Genomic DNA, 22936 nt, shown 5'->3' with positions numbered 1-22936 from the left:
ATATTGTAAGAAGGGGATTTTTAGAAAAGGAGGGAAAAATGACGATGAAATTAACTGTCATTGGATGCTACGGAGGGTTTCCGGCCGCTGGTGAAGCGACGTCAGGGTACCTTTTTGAATCAGATGGCTTTCGTCTGCTTGTAGACTGCGGGAGCGGTGTTCTTTCCAAACTGCAGCAATACATTGATATAGAAGAACTAGATGCTGTTCTCCTTTCTCATTATCACCACGATCATATTGCGGATATCGGACCACTCCAATATGCGAAGCTAGTGGGATATCATTTAGGAAAAAGCAGCGGTCCGCTTCCGATCTATGGACATACAGGTGATCAAAAAGCATTTGGGCGACTTGCGGATGATGTACATACTAAGGCAGAGGCTTATCAGCCAGAAGAGGGTATTCAAATTGGTCCATTTCAAATTGATTTTTTGAAAACGGTTCATCCGGCAGAATGCTATGCTATGAGAATTCAGGCAGGGGATGCTGTGGTGGTGTATACAGCAGACTCAAGTTATCAGGACGCATTTATCCCATTTAGCAAGGATGCAGATCTACTGATTGCTGAAAGCAATTTTTATGCTGGACAGGACGGATCGAGTGCAGGACATATGAACAGTACAGAGGCGGGCAAGCTTGCAAAGGAAGCAAATGTTGGGGAACTCATCATCACGCATCTGCCCCATTTTGGTCGTCATAAAGACCTAGTCAATGAAGCACAGGCGTTATATACTGGCAATATACAGCTTGCCCATTCAGGGCTTAGATGGAACAAGGAAGGAAGATAGAGATGCTGTTTATCGATAACGAACAACATTATGATCCAATGATTAATTTGGCAATAGAAGAGTATTGCTTAAAATATTTAGATCCTGATGAAACGTATTTGCTGTTTTACATCAATCAGCCGTCGATTATTATTGGAAAGAACCAAAATACAATAGAAGAAATCAATACGAAGTATGTAGAAGACAACGGCATCAAAGTTGTCCGCCGCCTGTCTGGTGGTGGCGCAGTTTACCATGACAAAGGAAACTTAAACTTCAGCTTTATCACAAAAGACGATGGGGACAGCTTCCATAACTTCAAAAAGTTCACCGAGCCAGTCATCAAAGCGCTTGAAAAGCTTGGTGTCAAAGCGGAATTAAGCGGGAGAAATGACATCATGGCAGATGGGCGAAAAATTTCTGGAAATGCCCAGTTCGCTACAAGAGGACGTATTTTCAGCCATGGCACGCTGCTATTTGATTCAGAAATCGAACATGTCGTTTCGGCTTTAAATGTGAAAAAAGAAAAGATTGAATCAAAAGGCATTAAATCCATTAGAAGCAGGGTTGCCAATATTAGTGAATTGATGGATCAAAAGATGACAACAGAAGAATTTAGAAAAATTCTTCTAAGTTACATTTTCGATACGAATGGGGATGTCCCTCAATATCAGTTGACTGAGAAGGATTGGGAAAAGATTCACGAGATTTCTCGGGATCGATATCAAAAATGGGAATGGAACTACGGCCGTTCACCGAAATTTAATTTACAGCATTCTAAAAGATTCCCAGCCGGCTCCATTGATCTTCGATTAGAAGTGAAAAAAGGCATCATCCAAGACTGCAAAATCTTTGGTGATTTCTTTGGTGTAGGGGATATTGCTGATATTGAAAAAAGACTCATTGGGGAGCAATATGATCGCAAAACGATCAGCGGCGTATTAGAAGATATGGATATGCGCCACTACTTCGGCAACGTATCAAAAGAGGATTTTCTTGATTTGATTTATTAAAAGGGACAAGCACGGCACGGCTAGAGATAGCGGTGCTTTTTTGATTGAAAGAAATGAAAGCGATTCACATTTGATCTTGTGGATTTTTTCGATTGTCTATTATAATAGAAAGGAGGAATGTTTGGCTATAAAATGAATGGCTATTCATTCATTGATGACATGTAAGGGGTGGGAGAATGGATTTGATCAAAAATCTAGAGCAGACGGCGATGACGAAAGGAGAAAATATCGCATTGATCTTTGAAGGAAATAAGTGGACCTATCGAGAGCTGATGACAAGTATCGAGCGATTTGCAGATGGAATAGTCAACGAAGGGTTTCAAGCTGGGGATCATATCGCGCTTATTTTAGGAAATTCACCGCATTTTGTCATTTCTTTTTTTGGTGCCTTAAAGGCAGGACTTGTCGTAGTACCAGTCAATCCAACATACACACCTAGTGAAATTGGCTATATGCTGATTACAGGTGATGTAAAAGGGATTGTTGCCCCTGAACAGCTACTGCCAGTGTACGAGCAGGTGTACGAACAGCTTCCGTCTATTGAACGAGTGATTATTTGTGCAGAAAATGAATCTGCATGCAGATCAAGTTTTAAGGAAGTATCTGATCGTCTTGTCTTCTTTGGAAAGCTTGTGTCTGGTCATGCGAAAGAGAACGTGCATCCTTCTATTCATCAGGACGATACGGCAGTTATTCTATTTACATCTGGCACGACAGGAAAACCAAAGGGTGCGATGCTGACTCATTTCAACCTTTATTCAAATGCCAGAGACGTCGCTGAGTACCTATCCATTGATGAAAAGGACAAGGTCATTGCCGCTTTGCCGATGTTCCACGTATTTTGTTTAACGGTTTGTATGAATGCACCATTGATTCATGGCGCGACCATTTATGTCATGCCGCATTTCAGCCCATCGGAGCTTTTGCGTATGATGGAAAAAGAGAAGCCAACGTTATTTGTTGGTGTTCCGACTATGTATAACTATTTGTACCGCCAGGAAGGGCACGAGGAAGCGATGTCCTCAGTGAGGATTTGTATATCTGGCGGTGCCTCAATGCCTGTTGCCTTACTTCACGGTTTTGAGAAAAAATTTGGTGTCACGGTGCTGGAGGGTTACGGATTATCAGAGGCTTCTCCAGTAACTGCATTCAATCCTCTTGATGGAAAAAGAAAACCCGGTTCAGTTGGGACCGACATTATGAATGTGAAGAATAAGATCGTGAATGAACTGGGAGAAGAAGTCGGTCCAAATGAAGTCGGAGAGCTGATAGCAAAAGGACCAAACATTATGAAAGGCTATTATCAAATGCCAGAAGATACTGAAGCTGCACTAAGAGGCGGCTGGCTGTATACCGGTGATTTAGCGAGAAGAGATGAAGAAGGATACATTTATATTGTCGATCGGAAAAAGGATATGATTCTCGTTGGCGGGTATAATGTTTATCCAAGAGAAGTAGAAGAAGTGCTTTATCAACATGAAGCTGTAGCAGAAGCCGTCGTCATCGGTGTGCCAGACCCGAACACCGGAGAAGCTGTCGTCTGTTACATTTCCCCTAAGAAACATGCTCACATCAATCAAGAAGACATCATCACACATTGTTCACGCTTTTTAGCGAAATATAAGCAGCCCCAAACGATCCATTTCATAGATGATATTCCAAAGAACACAACAGGTAAAATTTTAAGAAGAGCACTAAAGGAAAAGTATCAAGCAGAGGAAAGTAAATAAAAAAAGGGAGTCTCTTATGAGGAGGCTCCCTCAGCGTGTAGACAAACCCTCGCATTCAGGTCTGAAAAGGTTTTCTATCACGCTGAAAAGAAGACAAAGGGCTAAAATAAAATTTTAACTCTTTTGAATCGCTTCTTTTAGCTGTTTCTGAAAAGAATTAGACTGTTTTTGATTCAGTTCATAATAAGTCCCATCTACTAAAAAAACGACCTGTGATCGGCTCGTCCAGAGCTGAAAGGTGGTGCCGTTTGTTCGGCCGTACATCACCTTGGCGATATAATCTGGTTCCTTTAAATTTTTCTTAAGATGATTGCTTGTTTGTTTGCCTTTGTTTAATTCTTCTATTAAATCTTCTGCTGTGTCCTTATCATCTATTTCATAAGATATGGACTCGTTTGCAGGTGAAAGCAGCAATTTTTCTGCTCGATTCTCATCAAAGATTTCGCTCGTCCGGCTGAACACATAAAAGAAGGTAATGAGTAAAAGTCCAAAGATCACAACTCCTGCAAGGATTTTCTTCATTTTAATCCTCCAACTCTCTGTTTTATATGTAGCATCTCCGATTTTCGAGTAGCATAATCATTTTTTTCGCGAAAGCTTTTTCAGATGGGGCATGCTATGATGGAGCCACATGAGACAGGTTCTAAACAAAAAAATGGTTGATTAGAATAGAGAGAGGGATGGAAAGGAGGCTGACCAGTGCGAGTACGTAAATGGGTAGCTCTTGCAACGGTAGCTTACATATTGTACGGTCTTTTTATTTATTCTTATTTGTTTCTATTTGGGGATTCATCGGTTCCTGAAAGTGTAAAAGGAACAAGTGCAGATCCGCATACCTTTATGACAAGCCATGAACTTGTCATCAGCGAGAATTTCTCGAACATACGTAATCTGCTGTATTTCATGACAATTCCATTAGATTGGTATGTTTTTTTTCTTCTGCTCATTTCAGGGTTTTCACGAAAAATAGCAGACTGGAGCCTGGCAGCAGCTCGTTTCACATTTTTAAGCAAACTTGTATATGTGTTTGTGTTGTCGCTTTTGACAATGCTGATTTCATTGCCCATTAAGTGGATTGGCTATCAGCTGTCTTTGCACTACGGAGTATCTGCTCAAAGTACGGCAAGCTGGTTTAAAGATCAAATACTGGATTTCTGGATTCAATATCCACTTCTTGCCCTATGTGCTATTGTATTCTTTTGGCTCATTCAAAAAAGAAGAAAGCGTTGGTGGCTGTATGCTTGGTGTTTGACAGTCCCCTTCACGCTATTTCTCTTCTTTATACAGCCGGTCGTCATTGATCCGTTATATAACAATTTTTATCCACTAAAGGATCAAGCTCTTGAGAACAAGATCTTAACGCTTGCAGACAAAGCACATATCCCGGCAGATCATGTATATGAGGTCAATATGTCTGAGAAAACGAATACAATGAATGCTTATGTCACAGGGATTGGTGAAAATAAGCGTATTGTGTTATGGGATACGACACTGCAAAAGCTGAAAGATCGCGAAATTTTATTTATTATGGCACATGAAATGGGACATTACGTCATGAAGCATGTCTATATAGGATTAGCAGGATATCTAGTGCTGTCACTTGCCGGATTTTTTGCGATTGACCGTCTCTATTTTTATTTTTATCAAAAGGGAGCAGTTCCATTTCGGCTGAGGGTGTCAAACGACATCGCTGCTCTTCCGCTTCTTCTCATTATCGTATCGATGCTGTCATTTGCAACTTCACCTTTTACAAATGCAGTTTCAAGACATCAAGAACGAGCAGCTGACGAATATGCGGTAAACCTGACAAAAGACGGAGAGTCAGGGGTGACGTCTTTTCAAAAGCTTGCAAAATCAGGGCTGTCTCAGGTGAATCCACCGCTTTTAGTGAAGGTCTTCCGCTATGGACACCCAACCATGATGGAGAGAATCATGGAGATGGAAAATGCAGCGGAAAAAGAGGAAACGTCGAGGAAGCAATAAATAAAAAAACCGGCTGGATCAGCCGGATTTTTTTCGCGCTTGTTTAGTTAGAAGCCGCTTGAGCGTTGATTAACCCTTTGCCGTAATAGAAGGAGTTACCAAGCGGTGTTGCCGTGTTTTCTAAGCGCTGGCGAACCTGTGAATTTGATAGGTTCGGATTTTTAGAAAGAATAAGCGCTGCTGCTCCTGCTACATGAGGAGACGCCATAGAAGTTCCAGTATAAGATGTGTATCCACTGCTTGGTACTGTACTTAAAATAGAAGTACCAGGTGCAGAAACATCTAATTCAGGACCTGCGCTGGAAGACGAGTTTCTGACATTGCTGCTGTTTACATTGGCAACGGCAATTGTAGAATCATATTTTGCTGGATAGCCAACTGTACTTGTAGAGCCAGTGGAACCTGAATTACCTGCGGCCGCCACAACAACGACTCCGCGGTTATTTGCTGTATCAACGGCATTTTTAAGCGCTGTTGAACCGTTTGGTCCACCTAAGCTCATATTGATGACATCCATGTTATTGGCTACAGCCCATTCAATACCGCTAATGATCCAGCTGTATTGTCCGTCGCCATTGCGGTCTAATACTTTAACAGCATATAGGGAAGCACTTGGAGCGACCCCAAGAACACCAATTGTGTTATCAAGGGCAGCAATGGTTCCGGCTACGTGAGTTCCATGTGATTGAAAGTCTTGGGTGGCATTTGGCTCTGAAGGGACGAAGCTGGCACCGCCTGCAACATTTAAGTCAGGATGTGCAGCGTGGATTCCAGTATCAAGGACAGCTACTTTGACATTAGCACCTTTATAACCTTGAGCGTGTACAGCTGGAGCTTTGATTTGAGGGATTCCATAAGGGACGGTTTGTGCATATGCTTCTGCTTTGTGGTCTTCTTCTACGTAAGCAATGCTAGGGTCATGTTCAAGTTTTTTTGCGGCTTGTTCGGACATCTTTACTTGTGCGGCATTAATAAGACGATATTGCTTTTCTAGTTTTCCGCCATTTTGAGTGACGGCTTGTTTCTTAGAGCTGTTTGTGGTGGCAGAGGCTTTAAAGCCGACAATATAGCTCTTTTCACTATCTGACTTTGAGACCGTCTCGGCATTTGCCATGGAGCCTCCAAACCCTGCTGAAAACAGAAGAGGGACAGCCAATAAAACACTTGTCATTACATTTTTCTTTTTCACGCACAATCCACATCCCTTTTTTCTTATTTCAGAATAATCATTCGTAGTCTATAAGAATGATTCGTTTGATTATTCTGTATATTCAGTTTAAGGGAAGTAGGCAAATAAGAGTAGACCCGAATTTTTGTGAAAGTCCTAGCGAAAATTGGGGAATTAAGTCACTTGGAAACGTTGGGAAAATATGTTTGTTCTACTGTTTCAGCGGTTATCTATTAAAAAGGAAGTGTGCTTTTTTTCTTATGATCCATTTTCGGACAAATATTCGATACCCGAAAAGCCTTAAAATAGGTAGAAACGTCTAACATCTATTTCGAATTTCGATATAAAAAATATTATTTTATTTTGTTTTTGTCGTTTAAAAAGAACCTGTTACAATAACAGGTTCTTTAAGAAGGGGAGGATTGAGTTAAATGGCTGACCACGTTGTAATCAAGGACCTTCCATTCACCATCTTTCCATTCCACATAATTTAAGCAAGCATTGACAAGTCTCGTGTTCTCTAGACCCAGATGTTCATCCGCTAAGGTGGTAAGTAAAGCATGGATAGCAGCGCCGTGTGCCACGATCAGGACATGTTGATTTGGATAGGCTGCTCTGACTTTCTCAATGCCTTCTACCATTCGATCTTGAATCGCCTCAAGCGGCTCCATGTTTGGATACTGTTTATCTGGAAACAGCTTTTGGCGCTCCTCAAACGACATGCCTTCAGCGTCACCATAATCACGTTCAATGAAATCATCCATGATGACAAGAGGCGCATCTACATGTTTTAAAATCAAGTGAGCCGTTTCTTTTGCCCTTGTGAGTGGACTGGAAATGACAACATCCCAATGGACATTCTTTAAGTAAAGTCCCGTTTGTTCAGCCTGCCATTTACCAGTGTCGTTTAAAGGGATATCTGTTCGTCCTTGAATTCGTTTCGCTGCATTCCAATCTGTTTCCCCGTGTCTGACTAGGCAAATTGTTGTCAAGCAAATCCCGCCTTTTCTATCTTTTCTTCTATTATACTAAAGCAGAAAAAAAAAGACTGGATCAGCGATTTGTGAGACTTGTTAAGGATTCGACTGAGCTGGCAACTTGGGACACCGTTTGTTTGACTTCCTTCAATTCGTTAAGGAAGGTTTGAAGGTCGATTTCAATTTTTCCATTTTGGTTTTTACTTAAGTTCATGCTGCTGACGATATCATCGAAGAGCGAATTGATTTGAGTCATTTTTTCTTTACTGTCTGTCACGAGTAAATTCACGTCCCCAATGTGCTGAGACACAATGGAGATTTGTGAATTGGTATTGTTGACGAGTTCAGACACGGTTGAAACCGTTTTCTTTGTGTCCTCTGACAATTTACGAACCTCGTTTGCGACGACAGCAAAGCCTTTACCATGTTCACCAGCTCGTGCAGATTCGATTGAGGCATTTAAAGATAACAAATTCGTCTGCTCTGCAATGCCTGTGACAATCCCAAAGATTTGTTCAATCTGTTTGGCGATTTCTTCTAAACGCTTAATTTCTGTTTCAATCTTTGTCATGCTGCCATCAATTTGGTTCATTTGTGTTTGTTGAATTTCTAATTCTTTTTTACCGCCGATCGATTTTTCCTCGACCTGTGCTGAAATTTGCGTTCCAGCTTGCGACATGTCCGCCATCTCATCAGATTTTGATACAAGCTTGTCCACTGCATTTGTTGTGTTTGAGAAGAGAGAAGCAAGCGAATTTGATGTTTCTGTGATTTTTGTATGAAGCTCCTGCTGCTGCTGTTCTGCTTCATCACGAATTTTAGAATATTCATTTTGGAATGTATCCAGGACAAGCTGCTGCTCTAAATTTAAGATTTTCGTCGTCGCTTTGACTGCTGTCTGATATTCTTTGAAATCTTGGATATGCTGAGCAAATAAATCCATAATCGATAGCAGAAGATCCTGGAATGCTGCCATATACCATTTAGGCTGGAGGCCAATCCGTAAATGAACTTGCGCAATTTTAATTCGTTTTGCCACATAGGCTTCATCAACCACACCTGCAAACATTTCACTAATATGAATGCGGAGTGTTTTTTTCAAACGTTCGACAGAACTATTATCTTGAATGATATGCATCAAGGAAGATTCGACTTCTAAATTTTTATAAAATTTATCAACGATATGTGCAATATCCTCCTGAACAATTGGATTGAGCTGTTTTAGAATAAAGAGGTCATGCTGCGTCAGGTCTATCATTTTGATTTGTTTCGCGATATCCGTATTGTTTAAAAAGTTGATTCGTTTTATCCCATCATCCTGCTGTGTGAAAAAAGCAGTGTTTTTTCTTTTCGTCTCTTTTTTAAATAACAATGTTTTGGTCCCCCCATAATCATCACAAATTATCAGACTTTATATTATTTATCGGATAATATTGGATTTTTTAAAGGGAATCAGTAAAATTTTACTGTTCTTTATAAGACCTTTTTAGTGGTTTCTTTGCTGGGCCTTCTACTACCTCTCCAGTAATGGAAAAACGTGAGCCGTGACACGGGCAATCCCAAGTGTGGTCGCTATTATTCCAAGCGACTTCACAGCCTAGGTGAGTACACGTTGTATCCACAAGAAAGATATTCCCGTCCTCTGATTTAAAGGCGCCGCATTTTTTATGTTCGTAAGATACAATACCGCCTTCACCTGGCTTTAAATCATCAATTGTTTGATCGGTTCGTTTTAATTTACCACTGATCAGCTTGGCAGCGACATTGCTGTTTTCTTTAATAAAATCTTTGACGAAAGAGTCAGAAACAGGTCTTGATGGCGTAAAAATCGATTCGTATGGATTCGATTTTCCCTCAATCAAATCACCGATAAGAGTGGCTGCGACATGGCTTGTCGTCATGCCCCATTTTCTAAAACCGGTTGCAACGAAGATATTTTGGTGGTGTTTGGTCAGGCGGCCAATGTAAGGGATTTGATCCATTGTGACCATATCGTGTGTCGACCAGCGATACAGCACCTCTTCAATTCCAAGGGTGGCGTCTCCAAACCTTTCTAATCCTTCATAGTGAGCAGATTCAACCCCGCCTTGTCCAGTTTTATGGCCTTCTCCTCCGATGAGAACCACTTCCTCACCATGCCATTCTGCGGTTCTTAAAGAATGAGCAGGCTGGTCGATTCCTAAATACATCCCGTCTGGAAGCGGCTTCGTTGTTTTGGCTGCTACCACATAAGATTGTTCTGGGTGAATTCGTGTGAAATAAAGTCCTTTCCCGTCATAAAAAGGGAAGTGCGAACAGGAAATGATATAGCGTCCTGTCAGGTGATGTCCGTCTTGTGTGACGACAGCAGGCCGGTTTCCTTCTTTCACGTCAACAGCAGTTGTCTGTTCATAAATACGTACACCTCGCTCTAGGAGCTGGTCGATTAGTGCATTTAGATAATGAAGGGGATGAAACTGTGCCTGCTGCGTCATTGCTAGGGCAGCTTTGATGTCAGCATCAAAAGGAAGCGCTGTTTTCCATTCTCGGTCAATCCCAAGCTGTTTGTAGGCATCTAATTCCTTCTTTAACTTTTTTACACCGCTTTCTTCCTTTGTATAAAGGTAAGCATCTTTTATCTCTAGCTGACAATCGATGTCGTACTCTTTGACACGAGCTTGAATCAGCTCTTTTGCTTTCTCGTTTGCTTCTACATACAATCGAGCTTTGGGCATGCCAATTTGCTGAATCAGCTCATGGTAGTACACATCGTGCTGTGAGGTAATCTTAGCTGTCGTATGTCCGGTCGTACCTTGCAGCAGTTGATCGGCATCAATGATGATGACATCCAGCCCGCGCTCTGTCATTTCAAACGCAGTAGCGATACCGGTAATGCCGCCGCCAACAATGATGACATCTGCTGTGAGATCCTCATGTACAGCAGGAAAAGAATGCTTCTGACTTTCTGCTATCCATAACGATTTTGCCTGTTCCGATCCTTTATGTTCTTGCTCCATATTGTCGCCTCCAGTTAGTGACTTGTTGTGTATAATTTTTCCACAATGATGAAAATCATACATTCGTAAGGAAACTAGTTTGACATACATAAAAAAATAGCCAACACATAAAAATAAACAAGATAAAAGGAAGGAGTGGACAGACGTGTCAACAAAGCAGCCGAAGAAAACATTGCCGCCTCAGCATCAAAATGAACGTCCAGGTCTGGAATATAAAATGAACCCTAGACCTGTTTTTGATCGAGAGGTGCCGGATAAAAAGTTAGCAGGGAAAACAGCCATTGTGACAGGTGGAGACAGCGGGATCGGAAGAGCAGTCTCGGTCTTGTTTGCGAAGGAAGGAGCCAATGTCGCCATTGTTTACTTGAGTGAACACCGCGATGCAGAGGAAACGAAGGACTATATTGAAAAGGCGGGAGGCCGCGCCATTTTAATTGCAGGTGATTTAGGAGATGAGGCGTTTTCAAACGAGGTCGTCAAAAAAACGAAAGATGCTTTCGGTTCCATCGATATTTTGGTGAACAACGCCGGGGAACAGCATCCGCAAAAAAGCATTGAACAGATTACCTCGCATCAGCTTCTTCGAACATTTCAAACGAATATTTTTGCCATGTTTTATTTAACAAAAGCGGTTCTTCCTCATTTAAAGAAAGGAAGCAGTATCATTAATACCACATCTGTTACAGCCTATAAAGGGCATGAAACCTTGATCGACTATTCATCTACAAAAGGGGCAGTCGTGACATTTACGAGATCATTATCTTTATCGCTCATTAAACAGGGGATCAGAGTGAATGGGGTAGCCCCAGGGCCTATTTGGACACCGCTCATTCCATCGACCTTTACGGAAAAGGAAGTCTCAGAATTTGGCGGAGATGTTCCAATGGAACGTCCTGGTGAGCCAGTAGAGCTTGCGCCGAGCTATTTGTTTTTAGCGAGCGAAGACTCCTCTTATATGAATGGACAAATCCTGCATGTAAATGGCGGAACCATTTTAAATGGATAAACAAAAAACTTGCGGTAAAGAGACGAGTTGCTGTCTCTTTGCCGCAAGTAAAATCATCATGATTGATGTAAGCAGTGTTCTGCATATTGAGCTGACAGGTCGTTGAATCGCTTTACATCACGCTGATCCAGCGCCTTATCAATCTCTTCTCTAAGGAAGGTTAAGCGCTGTTTATAAAGCGCCTCATCTAAAACCATTTGAATATAGATGTCTAAAATAGTGACGCCGTTTTCTTCGGTTTTTTGGGTGTTGCGGGACTTCATGAGCTCAGCATACGTTTTTTTCTCTTTCATAAAGAATCCCCCCGATGCCTTTTTTATAGTATATGGATTGGCGGAGAAAAAATCAACAAGAATTTATAATTTTTAGACAATTTATTTTTGAGCGAAATCGACATCTCTTGTCCGATCGACAGGATGTGATATATCATTAAAAAAGGCTTTTCGATAGATCGAATGGACTAAAAAATACGATAAAAAGATGATTTTTAATAAATTTTGAAAAAATCCTGTCGTTTCTTATATGTTGGTGATAGATTAATAGTATCTAAAATAACCAAAAATTAACACAGGAGGAAATGAAGTGTCAGGAATTAGTGAAACACCTTTAGATTCATACGTCATTAATCAAACAACAATGGCGGTCCTTCCGGTTGAAGAAGGAAAAAGAGTATATTCAAAAGTCATAGAAAGAGAGACAAGCTTTTACGTTGAATTAAAGCCCCTGCAAATTATTGAACGCAGTTGCAGATTCTTCGGCTCAAGCTATGCGGGCAGAAAAGCGGGAACATATGAAGTAACAGGAATATCTCACAAGCCTCCAATTGTGATTGACTCATCCAATCATTTGTATTTCTTCCCAACCTATTCATCCAACCGTCCTCAGTGCGGCTGGATCTCCCACAAATACATTCATACCTTCCAGGAATCATCCCTCGGAGACACGGTGGTCATCTTTACAAATGAGCAAACCGTCGAACTCGATGTCTCATATAAATCATTTGAGAGTCAGGTGCACAGAACAGCGTATCTCCGAACGAAATTTCAAGATCGCCTTGATGGAGGTCTTCCTAAAAAACAAGAATTTATGCTGTATCCAAAGGAACAACAGCTCAACCTTGTATACGATTTTATATTAAGGGAGCTTCGGAACAGATATTAACTAAAACCAGCGGCAGGACAGCCGCTGGACTCCTTATGAAGCGAGGGTTTAGCATATCGTCTTTCTTTCTCGAAGAAAAAAACATTGATAATTATATAAAAAATTATATAATTCAACTATAACGTATAAAAATTTATATAACGAGCAGCAGTGAAAGGGGATATGATAATGACTTATGATGAACTAGATACACCGGCGCTATTAATTGATAAACGGGTAATGATGGAGAATCTAGCTGCTATGCAGCAGTATGCGGACCGTCAGCAAGTCAAACTGCGTCCTCATACGAAAACACATAAAACACCTAGTCTTGCGAAGGTGCAGGAGGAGATGGGCGCATCTGGCTTAACTGTAGCGAAAGTAGGAGAAGCGGAAGTAATGGCGGCGCATGGGCTGACAGATATCTTTATCGCCAATCAAATTGTAGGCGAGACAAAGCTCAAGCGAATTCGAAAGCTGGCAGAGTCGATACAAATTTCATTTGGAATAGATTGTGTAGAGCATGTGCATCAAATTGAACATGTCTTTCGTGGAGCAGAGAAAAAAGCGGAGGTTCTAATTGAGATAGAAGTTGGAGAAGAAAGATCTGGTGTCATTGAAGAGAGTGATTTCCGTCAAATCTTGCAGGCGATTCAAACATGTGACTTCGTTCATTTAAAGGGGATTTTTTCTCATGATGGACATACATATAAGGCGGAAAGTAAAGCGCATTGTCACACATTATACGAAGACGCTGTGAATCGCACGCTTCAGTTTGCACAGATTGCGAAAGAAACAGGCATGCTGCTAGAGGTAGTGAGCATAGGATCAACACCGCCGTTCTTATTTCAATTTGATATTCCAAAGGGAGTCACCGAAATCAGACCAGGCACTTACATCTTCATGGATGCCTCTCAATCCAATGTGGATCGGCACTTTTTCACATTGTGCGGCAGCTGTGCTGACGACGGTGATCAGTAAGCCAACAAAGGCCCGTGTCATTACAGATGTTGGAGCCAAAGGGCTCACGGCTCAAACCCGTACAAAAGGGCTGACGAAAACAAAAGGACTAGGCAAAGTAAAAGACTATGATGATGTATTTGTTTCAAGTGTATTTGATGAGCATGCCATCATCTATCACGAAGGCTTCCGTCAGACTGTCCAGATCGGTGAGAAGGTGCAAATCATTCCAAATCATATTTGTCCCGCTGTCAATCTCCATGAAAAAGCATATCTCATTCAAGATGGTGAAGTAGTCGAAGAGCTTGAGATTGCTTGTAAAGGTAAACTTCAATAAATCAACAGGATGTATAATTTAAGACTTGGAAAATACAAGGCGACTTCGTTTGGCATCATCATGATGACACGAACGAAGTATTTCTTTTCATTAGAAAACATCCACCATGAACTTATTGAAACCAAATCCATATATCCAGTCGTCTATTAAGTGTATCGGTAGACTGTCAATCAAATGACAGGAAAATGTGGATCCTTAGACGTATTTTCATCCATTTACTCATAAATCGCAGAAGTGACACGAGCCGTCTGTTACAATAAAAGAAATCATTTCTTGCAAAGTGTTCGTATGTGGTAAAGGATACTCCTATTTTGACCGATATGAACGAATGGGAATAAGAAATGGAGGCTCTGTATGAAAAAACAATCGCATTTGATGCTGTTATTCACCTTGACAGTGATATTACTAGCAGCCTGTCAGCAAGCAGGTCAATCGCCTTCAAAACAAGACACAAAAGAAGCTGCGTATGAACAATGGGTTCAGCGTTATATGGATGAGTTAAATGAAGCTTATGAAAACATGACCGACCAATTTATTTCAGATGGACATGGAAAGATCCAAGTAAATAAAAAATTGAAAAAAGCGACGAAAGCCTTTGATCGTGTGATTCAAAAGGGGCTTGCTCATCAAGAAGTTCCAGCCGCTTATCAAAAGGCGGATCAACAATTAAAGACAGGTCTTCATTCATTTGAAAAAGGAATCGGTCAGGTGGAGCAGCTATTAAAGCACCCAGGTCAAGAAAAGCTGTTTATTTCCGCTACCCATCATCTGCAAGATGGATTGCAGCAGACAGCTGCATTTATTGAAGAAGTAGGCCGCATTCAGCAATCAACGTAAAAAAGCTTGGAAGGCGGACTTCCAGGCTTTTTTTACATATAAAGTATTTGCTTTAAGCGGCGGACACCCTCTTGAATCATGTTTTCGTCCGTACAGGCGAAGCCTAGCAGTAATCCCTTTCGATTGCTCTCAAAACAATAAGGACTTAATGGATAAATGCCAACGCCCGCTGCTTTGGCTGCTTCAATACTGCCTTTTTCGTCAAAGTCTGGCGCTCCTTCTAAAAAGACATGAAGACCCGTATCGGTTCCATAGATATGAAAGTGCTTGTCAAAGTGTTGTGTCAAAAGGGCATCCATCATAGCAGCCTGTCTTTTTTTATACAGCTGTCTCATTCGCCTGACATATCGCGTGAATTCTCCTTCTCTGAAAAAAGAAGCGAGTGTGATCTGTTCCATAATGGGCAGCTGTCTTTGAATGAGTGATTGCAGGGAAGCGCTTTCTTTTATGACCGCTTTGGAGCCGATAATGGCAGCAAGGCGGATGCCGGGAGTCAGCACCTTGGAGAAGCTTAAGATGTAAATCACATGGTCGGGTGCTTCTGAAAATAATGAAGGAAGCGGTCCGCCATGATAACGATAATCTCCATCAAAATCATCCTCTAGTATATAAGACTGATGGCTGACAGCAAATTTCAGCAGCTGCTGCCTTCTGTTGACACTCATACATACACCGGTTGGACGCTGATGGGAGGGCGTCACCGCAATCAGCTTTGTTTGCCGTGGCAATGTATTCACCATGATTCCTTCTTCATCGACGGGTGCGGGATAAATGTTCATTTCACGATGCATAAATGAAAGCCTTGCCCCAGGAAAGCCTGGATCTTCAACAGCTACTGTATCTCCTTTTTTAAGCAATACCTGTGAAATCAAATCAATGGCTTGCTGCGTGCCACCTGTTAACACCATTTGATCTTCTTCTACATCGATTCCGCGTTCTACAGATAAGTATTGGCGTATTTCTGAACGTACTTCCCATAATCCGTGCGGGGAGGAATAGCCCCAATCTTTCATATCTAATCGCTGTAATGCTTTCGTGAGCGACCGTTTCCATATATTTTGAAAATGTTCATCGATGGCTGGCTCCTGATGTCGAAAATCAATATCGAGTTTCTCATGAAATTGATTGGCCGACAGCCAGTGGTCCATTTGTTTCTCCGCCTCTTGAAAGTGTGGTCTTACCGGAAGAGGGAAAGGCGGCTCACTTTGATGGGGAGTGGAGGCTGCATAGTGGTCACTCGAAATGACCTTTGTACCGCCTCTTCTAGATGTGCTGACATATCCTCTTGCCAGCAGTTCATCATAGGCAAGCTGTATAGTTGATCTTGATACATTGAGCTCCTGTGCTAATACCCGTGTTGGTGTTAACTGATCGTCAGGATTCAGTTTTTGTGAATGAATTTGTTGAATGATCCCAGTCACGATTTGCTGCCAGAGCGGGGTTGTACTTGAGCGGTCTAAATAAATATACATCGGACACCTTCTCTCATTGTCACATATAACATGATGATGACACGGAATTATGGAGTGGTCAATAGCATCATTTTTGGATATAGGAAGTAAGCCAAAAGGTGTGTACACTGTTCTCATATGCTTATGACTAGAGGAGAGAGTCAAATGATCCCTGCATCTAAAGAAGAAACAGCACACCTATCCATCATTCCATTTATATTCGTTTTATTTGGTCTTTTTATGATTACGACCGCTGTGAATCTGCAAGTGCCCCTTTATACGTTGTATGCCGAACAAGCAGGGTACGGAAAGGCGGCTACAGCACTTGTATTTGCTGCATATGTCTTCGGACTGATTCCAGTCTTGCTTTTTCTTGGCGGCATATCTGATCGGGCTGGACGCAAACCGGTTTTATTGGTCGCGCTAAGCTTTTCGTTATGTGCTACCCTATTGATGATCGTGCACCCTACCATACAAATGCTCTTTGCGGCCCGGCTGCTGCAAGGGGTGGGGCTTGGCCTGAGTGTTGGCACATGCACCGCTTATTTGATTGCTTTATATCCAGAAAAATCAAGCTGGATTCCAACTTTTATTGCGTTATGCAGTTCGGTTGGCTTTGGGGGCGGTGCTCTTTTTACGGCACTGCTTTCTTTTCAGCGTATGTCGCTTGCGCCTCTTAGCTATTGGATTGTGCTGGGCCTTTTAATCCTAACCATCGTGGGTGTCTTCTTTTTCGTTCCGCCTGTACAAGGAGATTCAGGTAAACCGATGATGAACATGCCAACATTTCCAAAAGGAACAATGCCGGCGAATGCAGCGATTGCCATCGCGTGGTCGGTGTGCGGCCTCGTCATTTCGGTTTTGCCAGCACAGCTTAAATTGAATGGATATGAATTATGGGTAGGGCCGGCACTCTTTTTGATTAATATGGCAGGTGTCCTGATGCAGCCTTTTGTTCGCAAGATGAATAGCACAGTAGCGCTCTTTGCCGGGTTTATCTGTCTTCCATGCGGATACGGCCTTTTGCTATTTGGAGCAAATAGCGGGTCCATCCTTCTTGTGCTTGCCGGAACGATGCTTGCGGGTACTGCCTGCTATGGATTTACTTATTTAGGTGGTCTTCAGCTTATTGTCGAACGGGGGAAAAAGGAGGCAGCTAGAGCCGTTGCAGGGTTTTACTTGTTTGCCTATTTAGGCCTGGGTATTCCGAGTGTTTTTATCGGTCTTTTTGCTGATCTGTACGGGACCCAGATGGTGTTAACCGTCTTTTTCTTGGTCGTTTTGGCTGCTTGTCTCATCCTTTTGATCTCAAGTGTCAGACAGAAACAAAAGTGAGGAGTCCCGCTTTCTCTTTTTCCTTCTGTTCGTTTAAAATAAAGGCATGAGAGGGGAAGATGACATGAAAAAAGTGCAGCTGGACGGCGCATCGTGCAGGTCGCAAGAAGAGCTTCATGACCAACTAAAAACAGTTTTACACCTTCCTGACTATTACGGGAAAAATCTTGATGCCCTATGGGACTGTTTGACAGGAGAAGTAAATCTTCCAATAGAGCTGACATGGGTAAATTTTGAAACGAGCAAAGACGCTCTTGGCGAGTATGCAGAAAGCGTAAGGCAGTTATTTCAAGAAGCAGAAGAGGAATTGAAAGGACAATTTCAAGTGAGCATTCAATAATGGTGAAAAAGCAGCCGCTGCCGCAGGCTGTTTTTTCATGAGTTTCCGTCTTTCTCAATCTGCTATTGAATATTTTACTAGATATGATAATATATGAACTGTCGCTTAATTGATAATGATAATCATTTTTAGCGGAAAGAGCTTGATAGAAAGAGAGAAACCAGTATGAAGTTGTATCAATTAAGTTTATTATTTGTATGTTTGGCATGTGTATCACTGTTTGTCGGTGTACAGGATCTGTCCATTTTACAGATGTTTCATTTAACAGATGAACAATTACATACGTTAGTTTCAAGTCGCATCCCGCGTCTCATGAGTATTGTGCTTGCTGGCATGAGCCTTAGTTTATGCGGCTTTATTATGCAAAGCATGACGAGGAATAAATTTGTTTCACCAACCACTGCAGGAACGATGGATTGGGCGAAGCTTGGTATTTTAGCAGCAATGCTTGTTTTTACACATGCGAGCCCGCTCATGAAAATGGGAATCGCGTTTCTATTTACTTTAGCTGGGAATCTTCTTTTCTTAAAAATCCTGCGGCATATTAAGGTGAACGATACGATCTATGTACCGTTAGTCGGCTTAATGTTTGGCGGGATTGTCAGTTCAATATCTACGTTTATAGCCTATAAATATGATCTGATCCAAAACGTATCTGCATGGCTTCAAGGGGATTTTTCTCTTATTGTTCAGGGGCGTTATGAACTGCTCTATGTGAGTGTTCCACTATTGATCATCGCGTATTTATATGCTGACCGCTTTACAGTGGCGGGTATGGGTGAGAGCTTTGCCATCAACTTAGGTTTAACGTATAAACGTGTGATGGCGGTTGGTTTGGTGATCGTTTCGATGATTACATCTGTCACCATATTAACTGTCGGAATGTTGCCATTCCTAGGCTTAATCATTCCGAATATTGTATCGATCTACCGCGGCGATCACTTGAAAAAGAGCCTTCCGCATACAGCCTTACTAGGAGCCATTTTTGTTCTGATTTGTGATGTGCTCGGAAGGGTGATCATTTATCCATATGAAATTTCAGTTGGGCTCATGGTAGGCATCGTCGGAAGTGCGATCTTCCTGTACATGTTATTAAGGAGGAAACGCTATGCATAAGAAACGTACATTATGCCTGATTGCAGCCATTGCAGCCGTGCTGATCGTGATTTTCATTACCTTTCAAATGGGGTACTGGCCGTACACAGTGCCAAGTCGTTTAAAGAAAGTGCTGGCGATGACATTGACGGGAGGCGCGATTGCCTTTTCATCTGTTGTCTTCCAAACCTTGACCAACAATCGAATCTTAACGCCGAGCATACTGGGTTTAGACGCACTGTACTTGTTTTTGCAAACAGCGATTATTTATCTGTTTGGCTCGACCAATTTTATGATCGTCAATAAAAACCTGAATTTTTTCCTTTGCGTTGGGCTGATGATTCTATTTTCTGTGCTGTTATATACGGTGATGTTCAAACGCAAAAATAAACACATTTTCTTGCTTCTGCTTGTTGGTATTGTCTTTGGGACATTGTTCAAAAGCCTTTCTTCTTTTATGGAAATGCTGATTGATCCAAATGAATACCAGGTCGTACAAGATAAATCCTTTGCAAGCTTTAATCACATGAACACAGATATCTTACTCATTGCTTCTGTTTTATTTGCGGCGCTGTGCCTTTACATTTGGACATTCCGCTCCAAATTAGATGTCATGTCACTTGGGAAGGAGCATGCGGTGAATCTGGGAATTGACTATGACAGCATCACAAAAAAGATGCTGATCGTGATAGCCGTTCTTGTGTCCATCGCAACAGCACTTGTCGGACCGATTACGTTCCTTGGCTTACTCGTCGTGAACGTGGCAAGAGAGCTATTTCGTACATACCGGCATACGTACTTGCTGCTAGGCTCTTTTTTCATCAGTGTGATTGCCCTTGTAGGCGGGGAGTTTCTTGTAGAAAAGGTATTTACTTTTCAAACGCCGCTGAGTGTCCTGATTGATTTAGTAGGCGGATTGTATTTTATTTACTTACTTTTAAAGGAGAGTCGTTCATGGTCGTAATGAAGGGAGTCAGTAAGACATATAACGGAAAAACAGTGCTTCACAAAACAACTGTCAGTGTGAAAAAAGGACAGCTGACCTCTCTCATTGGTCCAAATGGTGCGGGTAAGAGCACGCTTTTGTCCATCATGAGCCGCTTGATTCAGCCAGACACAGGTGCAGCTTATTTACAGGACAAACCATATAGCGCGTATCCTCCGCAGGAGCTAGCGAAAAAGATGAGCATTTTAAAGCAGGCCAATCACATGAGTGTGCGCCTGACCGTACGGGAGCTTGTCAGCTTTGGCCGTTTTCCTTACTCACAGGGCCAGCTGACAAAAGAAGATGAGAAGATGATCGATGTGTCTCTTCAATACATGAGGCTTGCCGATATCCAGCATCAATATGTAGATGAACTGAGCGGCGGACAAAGGCAAAGAGCCTTTATTGCGATGGTGCTGGCTCAGGATACGGATTATATTTTCTTAGATGAGCCTTTAAACAACTTGGATATGAATCATTCTGTTGAGATGATGAAGCTATTTAAGCAGCTCGTCAAAGATCTTGGGAAAACAATTGTTGTGGTTCTCCATGATATTAACTTTGCATCTGTGTATTCCGATCATATCGTCGCTTTAAAAGATGGACAGGTGATCAAAGAAGGCGGAGTAGAAGAAGTGATTCAAACAGATGCACTTGAACAAATTTATGACATGCGCATACCGATTGAAGTCATTCACGGTGAGCGTATTTGCTTATATTTTTCCTAAAAAAATGAAGAGGTGATCAAGTATGAAAAAATGGATATGGATGATGACTGTATTAACAGCGATTGTTGTACTCGCTGCCTGCGGGAACCAAGGAAAAACAGAAGGAACAAAAGAGGAAACCGTCACGGTAAAAGACATGCTGAATAAAGATGGTGTGAAGATCAAGAAAAACCCGAAAAAAGTCGTCGTGTTTGATATGGGAAGTCTTGATACGCTGGACAAACTAGGTGTGGATGTGACAGCTTTACCAAAACAAGTCGTGCCTAAATATTTATCCAAATATGAAGGTGACAAATATGAGAATGTCGGCGGTTTAAAAGAGCCGAACTTCGAAAAAATTGCAGAGATTAAGCCCGATTTGATTATTATTCAGTCTCGTCAATCAGATGCATTCGATGAATTTTCTGAAATTGCTCCTACGATTTTGATGGATGTAGACACTGCCAACTATATGGAATCATTTAAAAAGAATGCCACGACGTTAGGGGAAATTTTTGATAAGGAAGACGAAGTCAAAAAAGAACTAGCAGCCATTGATCAAAAAGTAGATGCATTAAAGAAACAGGCAAAAGAGTTGAAACAGAATGGTTTAATGATCATGGCCAACGACAGTAAAATGACAGCCTTTGGTGCTAAGTCAAGATACGGACTCATCCATGATGTGTTTGGTATCACGCCGGCAGATCAAAAGCTTGAGCCATCTGACAAACACGGACAAAGCATTTCATATGAGTACATGGTCAAAACGAATCCGGATTACTTATTTGTCATTGATCGAGGCGCAGCGATCGGAGAAGAAACTTCTGCGAAACAGCTTGTTGAAAATGATTATGTGAAATCAGTCAAAGCGGTCAAAAACAACCATGTGGTGTATTTGAACTCTGACATGTGGTATTTATCTGGCGGCGGCCTTGAATCATTGACTGCCATGATTGATGAAGTAAAACAAGGAATTGACCAAAAATAATGGAAGAAAAGCTGCTCATACTGAGCGGCTTTTTTTATTGTGGATTCATAAAAATATGTTGCATGCAGGAAACTTTCATCAAAATATGTTATAGTTGAACCTACATTGATAGACTAAGATAGAGTGAGGGTTCGGAAAGGATGAAGGAAAAAACAAGATCAAAAAGAAGGCTGAGACCTTGGGTGAAAGCCGTGCTGTTTATCATGGCTTTTGTCATGGTGATGGCAGTGTCCGTGACAGGATATGCTTACTATAAAATTTCAAAAGCGTCGGATAAGGCGCAAGTGTCATTAGAAAGAGGAGACACCTCGCAAAAGCGTGTGAAAGCTTTTGATCCAGGAAAAGACAGCTTCTCGGTGCTCTTGCTTGGAATTGACAGCCGTCCAGGTGAAACGGTAGACGAAGCAAGAAGTGATGCGGTCTTACTGGCGGCGGTGAACCGAACAGAGAAAACCATCAAGCTCCTCAGTATTCCTCGTGATTCTTATGTTGATATACCGGGAAGAGGATATGATAAAATCGCCCACGCCCATGCGTTTGGGAGTGCAGATTTGTCAGTCAAAACGGTCGAAAACCTGCTGAACATTCCTGTAGATTATGTGATTTCAGGGAACTTTAAGGCATTTCAAGACATTGTGGATGAGTTAAATGGAATTGACGTCACGATTGAAGATGAAGGTATCGCAAAACAAATGGAAAAGGATTCAAAGGGAAAAGTTCATGTGCAGACAGGCGCCCATACATTAAATGGTGAAGAAGCATTAGCCTTTGTGAGAACGAGAAAGGCAGACAGTGACCTCATGCGCGGAAAGCGCCAAATGGAAGCACTTCAAGCCATCTTTGAAAAATCTAAATCCATTTCTTCGATCCCATCATATGATAACATCATTGATACACTTAGTGATAACGTCTCAACCAATCTGACTATGAAGCAGTTTATCGGTCTTTTCCCGTTATTGAGCTCATTGAAATCAGTGGATACCATTCAGCTGAAGGGCCATGATTATCAGCCTGGGAATGTGTATTACTTTGAGTTAGATAGCGCTGGATTAGACGAAGTGAGAACAGAGCTGAGAGAACAGCTTGAATTATCATAAATAAGTAGGAGCCTGCCGCTGTGG

21 protein-coding genes and 2 pseudogenes are annotated in these 22936 nt (G+C 41.8%); 15 read left to right on the top strand and 8 right to left on the bottom strand.

Going from position 1 to position 22936, the window contains the following annotated elements; all coding sequences use genetic code 11:
• Positions 1–44 precede the first annotated feature (44 nt).
• From C6Y03_RS14810 to C6Y03_RS14800, 3 genes are all read left to right on the top strand, one after another.
• Complete coding sequence (locus C6Y03_RS14810; RefSeq protein WP_189318333.1) at positions 45–788, top strand: MBL fold metallo-hydrolase; 744 nt, start codon at positions 45–47, stop codon at positions 786–788.
• Positions 789–790: 2 nt separating this feature from the next.
• Positions 791–1780 carry a lipoate--protein ligase gene (lplA, locus tag C6Y03_RS14805; protein WP_095284979.1) on the top strand — a complete coding sequence of 330 codons (990 nt, stop codon included), beginning with the start codon at positions 791–793 and terminating at the stop codon, positions 1778–1780.
• Positions 1781–1956: 176 nt separating this feature from the next.
• Entirely contained in the window at positions 1957–3510 is a 1554-nt protein-coding gene (locus C6Y03_RS14800; RefSeq protein ID WP_106039557.1) for a fatty acid--CoA ligase family protein, read from the top strand.
• Positions 3511–3624: 114 nt separating this feature from the next.
• Here C6Y03_RS14800 and C6Y03_RS14795 read toward each other — a convergent pair whose 3' ends face one another.
• Positions 3625–4032: a YhfM domain-containing protein gene (locus C6Y03_RS14795; RefSeq protein ID WP_106039556.1), complete on the bottom strand. Its 408-nt coding sequence runs from the start codon at positions 4030–4032 to the stop codon at positions 3625–3627.
• Between the two features lie 177 nt (positions 4033–4209).
• On the opposite strand from C6Y03_RS14795, the gene C6Y03_RS14790 reads away from it, so the two are divergent.
• The gene (locus tag C6Y03_RS14790) at positions 4210–5493 is read left to right on the top strand and encodes a M48 family metallopeptidase (protein ID WP_106039555.1); all 1284 of its coding nucleotides are present in this window, start codon (positions 4210–4212) and stop codon (positions 5491–5493) included.
• A 43-nt stretch (positions 5494–5536) separates the two neighbouring features.
• On the opposite strand, the gene C6Y03_RS14785 is transcribed toward C6Y03_RS14790, so the two are convergent.
• From C6Y03_RS14785 to C6Y03_RS14770, 5 genes and pseudogenes are all read right to left on the bottom strand, one after another.
• Positions 5537–6682: a serine alkaline protease SapB gene (locus C6Y03_RS14785; RefSeq protein WP_060595933.1), complete on the bottom strand. Its 1146-nt coding sequence runs from the start codon at positions 6680–6682 to the stop codon at positions 5537–5539.
• 386 nt (positions 6683–7068) lie between these two features.
• Entirely contained in the window at positions 7069–7653 is a 585-nt protein-coding gene (locus C6Y03_RS14780) for a histidine phosphatase family protein (protein ID WP_106031641.1), read from the bottom strand.
• Between the two features lie 61 nt (positions 7654–7714).
• Positions 7715–8230: a methyl-accepting chemotaxis protein gene (locus tag C6Y03_RS19670; RefSeq protein ID WP_407707228.1), complete on the bottom strand. Its 516-nt coding sequence runs from the start codon at positions 8228–8230 to the stop codon at positions 7715–7717.
• A 240-nt stretch (positions 8231–8470) separates the two neighbouring features.
• Positions 8471–9010, bottom strand: a pseudogene (locus C6Y03_RS19665) (protoglobin family protein); the annotation flags it as partial.
• A 91-nt stretch (positions 9011–9101) separates the two neighbouring features.
• Positions 9102–10634, bottom strand: a complete 1533-nt coding sequence (locus tag C6Y03_RS14770; protein WP_106039554.1) for an FAD-dependent oxidoreductase — start codon at positions 10632–10634, stop codon at positions 9102–9104.
• A 145-nt stretch (positions 10635–10779) separates the two neighbouring features.
• Between C6Y03_RS14770 and C6Y03_RS14765 the strand changes: the two genes are divergently transcribed.
• The gene (locus tag C6Y03_RS14765; RefSeq protein ID WP_060595936.1) at positions 10780–11640 is read left to right on the top strand and encodes an SDR family oxidoreductase; all 861 of its coding nucleotides are present in this window, start codon (positions 10780–10782) and stop codon (positions 11638–11640) included.
• A 56-nt stretch (positions 11641–11696) separates the two neighbouring features.
• Here C6Y03_RS14765 and C6Y03_RS14760 read toward each other — a convergent pair whose 3' ends face one another.
• On the bottom strand, positions 11697–11933 hold the full coding sequence (locus C6Y03_RS14760; RefSeq protein ID WP_060595937.1) for an IDEAL domain-containing protein: 237 nt from the start codon (positions 11931–11933) through the stop codon (positions 11697–11699).
• A gap of 289 nt (positions 11934–12222) precedes the next feature.
• Here C6Y03_RS14760 and C6Y03_RS14755 point away from each other — a divergent pair, with 289 nt between their 5' ends.
• The 3 genes and pseudogenes from C6Y03_RS14755 to C6Y03_RS14745 all read left to right on the top strand — a co-directional run bounded on the left by C6Y03_RS14755 (position 12223) and on the right by C6Y03_RS14745 (position 14914).
• Positions 12223–12801, top strand: coding sequence for a competence protein ComK (locus tag C6Y03_RS14755; protein WP_034663525.1), 579 nt, complete (start codon positions 12223–12225; stop codon positions 12799–12801).
• 168 nt (positions 12802–12969) lie between these two features.
• Positions 12970–14077: pseudogene (locus tag C6Y03_RS14750) on the top strand (D-TA family PLP-dependent enzyme).
• A 354-nt stretch (positions 14078–14431) separates the two neighbouring features.
• Entirely contained in the window at positions 14432–14914 is a 483-nt protein-coding gene (locus C6Y03_RS14745; RefSeq protein WP_066031075.1) for a hypothetical protein, read from the top strand.
• Positions 14915–14946: 32 nt separating this feature from the next.
• On the opposite strand, the gene pdxR is transcribed toward C6Y03_RS14745, so the two are convergent.
• Complete coding sequence (pdxR, locus tag C6Y03_RS14740; RefSeq protein WP_106039553.1) at positions 14947–16386, bottom strand: MocR-like pyridoxine biosynthesis transcription factor PdxR; 1440 nt, start codon at positions 16384–16386, stop codon at positions 14947–14949.
• 144 nt (positions 16387–16530) lie between these two features.
• Here pdxR and C6Y03_RS14735 point away from each other — a divergent pair, with 144 nt between their 5' ends.
• The 7 genes from C6Y03_RS14735 to C6Y03_RS14705 all read left to right on the top strand — a co-directional run bounded on the left by C6Y03_RS14735 (position 16531) and on the right by C6Y03_RS14705 (position 22912).
• On the top strand, positions 16531–17700 hold the full coding sequence (locus tag C6Y03_RS14735; protein WP_034663515.1) for an MFS transporter: 1170 nt from the start codon (positions 16531–16533) through the stop codon (positions 17698–17700).
• A 64-nt stretch (positions 17701–17764) separates the two neighbouring features.
• Positions 17765–18040 carry a barstar family protein gene (locus C6Y03_RS14730; protein WP_060595943.1) on the top strand — a complete coding sequence of 92 codons (276 nt, stop codon included), beginning with the start codon at positions 17765–17767 and terminating at the stop codon, positions 18038–18040.
• Between the two features lie 165 nt (positions 18041–18205).
• Complete coding sequence (locus C6Y03_RS14725; protein WP_066031073.1) at positions 18206–19156, top strand: ABC transporter permease; 951 nt, start codon at positions 18206–18208, stop codon at positions 19154–19156.
• The gene (locus C6Y03_RS14720) at positions 19149–20099 is read left to right on the top strand and encodes an iron chelate uptake ABC transporter family permease subunit (protein ID WP_044140714.1); all 951 of its coding nucleotides are present in this window, start codon (positions 19149–19151) and stop codon (positions 20097–20099) included. Before C6Y03_RS14725 ends, C6Y03_RS14720 begins: the two co-directional genes overlap by 8 nt.
• Entirely contained in the window at positions 20090–20848 is a 759-nt protein-coding gene (locus C6Y03_RS14715) for an iron ABC transporter ATP-binding protein (protein ID WP_060595945.1), read from the top strand. The genes C6Y03_RS14720 and C6Y03_RS14715 overlap by 10 nt, the downstream gene beginning before the upstream one ends.
• A 22-nt stretch (positions 20849–20870) precedes the next feature.
• Positions 20871–21815: a siderophore ABC transporter substrate-binding protein gene (locus tag C6Y03_RS14710; RefSeq protein ID WP_034663500.1), complete on the top strand. Its 945-nt coding sequence runs from the start codon at positions 20871–20873 to the stop codon at positions 21813–21815.
• A 140-nt stretch (positions 21816–21955) separates the two neighbouring features.
• A complete protein-coding gene (locus C6Y03_RS14705; RefSeq protein ID WP_106039552.1) occupies positions 21956–22912 on the top strand; it encodes an LCP family protein in 957 nt (318 codons plus the stop codon).
• Positions 22913–22936: the final 24 nt, after the last annotated feature.

The sequence above is a fragment of the Bacillus sp. LNXM65 genome, from assembly GCF_002998575.1.
Lineage (GTDB): Bacteria > Bacillota > Bacilli > Bacillales > Bacillaceae > Bacillus.
Note: the sequence above shows the minus strand (reverse complement) of the source record. Positions and strands in the feature narration are given on the sequence as shown.

Coding starts and splice junctions, on each gene's coding strand:
- C6Y03_RS14710 (WP_034663500.1), top strand. CDS start 20,871: ATGAAAAAATGGATATGGATGATGACTGTATTAACAGCGATTGTTGTA.
- C6Y03_RS14795 (WP_106039556.1), bottom strand. CDS start 4,032: ATGAAGAAAATCCTTGCAGGAGTTGTGATCTTTGGACTTTTACTCATT.
- C6Y03_RS14800 (WP_106039557.1), top strand. CDS start 1,957: ATGGATTTGATCAAAAATCTAGAGCAGACGGCGATGACGAAAGGAGAA.
- C6Y03_RS14770 (WP_106039554.1), bottom strand. CDS start 10,634: ATGGAGCAAGAACATAAAGGATCGGAACAGGCAAAATCGTTATGGATA.
- lplA (WP_095284979.1), top strand. CDS start 791: ATGCTGTTTATCGATAACGAACAACATTATGATCCAATGATTAATTTG.
- C6Y03_RS14745 (WP_066031075.1), top strand. CDS start 14,432: ATGAAAAAACAATCGCATTTGATGCTGTTATTCACCTTGACAGTGATA.
- pdxR (WP_106039553.1), bottom strand. CDS start 16,386: ATGTATATTTATTTAGACCGCTCAAGTACAACCCCGCTCTGGCAGCAA.
- C6Y03_RS14715 (WP_060595945.1), top strand. CDS start 20,090: ATGGTCGTAATGAAGGGAGTCAGTAAGACATATAACGGAAAAACAGTG.
- C6Y03_RS14735 (WP_034663515.1), top strand. CDS start 16,531: ATGATCCCTGCATCTAAAGAAGAAACAGCACACCTATCCATCATTCCA.
- C6Y03_RS14725 (WP_066031073.1), top strand. CDS start 18,206: ATGAAGTTGTATCAATTAAGTTTATTATTTGTATGTTTGGCATGTGTA.
- C6Y03_RS14730 (WP_060595943.1), top strand. CDS start 17,765: ATGAAAAAAGTGCAGCTGGACGGCGCATCGTGCAGGTCGCAAGAAGAG.
- C6Y03_RS19670 (WP_407707228.1), bottom strand. CDS start 8,230: ATGAACCAAATTGATGGCAGCATGACAAAGATTGAAACAGAAATTAAG.
- C6Y03_RS14810 (WP_189318333.1), top strand. CDS start 45: ATGAAATTAACTGTCATTGGATGCTACGGAGGGTTTCCGGCCGCTGGT.
- C6Y03_RS14760 (WP_060595937.1), bottom strand. CDS start 11,933: ATGAAAGAGAAAAAAACGTATGCTGAGCTCATGAAGTCCCGCAACACC.
- C6Y03_RS14720 (WP_044140714.1), top strand. CDS start 19,149: ATGCATAAGAAACGTACATTATGCCTGATTGCAGCCATTGCAGCCGTG.
- C6Y03_RS14705 (WP_106039552.1), top strand. CDS start 21,956: ATGAAGGAAAAAACAAGATCAAAAAGAAGGCTGAGACCTTGGGTGAAA.